This is a genomic window from Herbiconiux daphne (assembly GCF_024979295.1).
Taxonomy (GTDB): Bacteria; Actinomycetota; Actinomycetes; order Actinomycetales; family Microbacteriaceae; genus Herbiconiux; species Herbiconiux daphnes.
Window position 1 is genome coordinate 1 of record NZ_JANLCJ010000321.1, and the last position, 768, is coordinate 768.

Below are 768 nucleotides of genomic sequence, written 5' to 3' on the forward strand. Positions count from 1 at the left end.
CAACCATCCTTTGACAGCGGGCATGATGCCCGACGGCAAAGGCACGGTAGAGCAATGGTGGACGTCTATCGCAACAGACCCGCGAAACGCATCGATGTACGCGCGCGGCATTATGTCGAACGTCACCGGCTCCCGCGCAAAGTTGGCTGTAGTCGATGACGTTGAAGTACCGCGAAACATTCAGACGCCGGAAGCGCGCGAAAAGCTACGCTACCGACTCGAAGAGATTACGCACATTCTAGTACCTGGCGGCCAGACGATTTATATCGGCACGCCGCACACGTTCGAAACCATTTACGAAGAGATTGAGAAGCGCGGCGCTAATTGCCTTACGATTCGACTCTTCGAAAAAGAGTTTCGTATTGAAGCGAAGGATGCGAATAAATGCGAATACGATATTCCGTTTATCCCTGAATTCGTTTTCGCCGGTATCTATAACGCCGCAAAGGTTTTGGTTGAGGGCGTAGATTACGAGCTGACTGAAACCGGCGTTAAATTTGCCGCGCCACCGGAAACGCTTATCGACTTTTACGCCGGTAGCGCATGGCCGGAGCGTTTCACCCGTGACGAGCTGATAAAGCGCCGACTATCCACGCGAACAATAAACGCCTGGGATAGTCAGTACATGCTTCACAGCAAGCCAACGCATGACCTTCGCTTAGACCCTGACCGCATCCGCGAATACAACGTAGAGCCGCAGATCCGCGTCGCTAACGGTGTGGCGGAAATGCTGTTAGGCAATGTCCGCATTTCCGGCGCGATTGGCTA

General features: G+C 53.4%; 1 protein-coding gene. It reads left to right on the forward strand.

The annotated features are described in order from the left end of the window. Positions 1-22: 22 nt before the first annotated feature. A partial coding sequence (locus N1032_RS24965) for a hypothetical protein (RefSeq protein ID WP_259543250.1) occupies positions 23-768 on the forward strand: 746 nt, incomplete at its 3' end.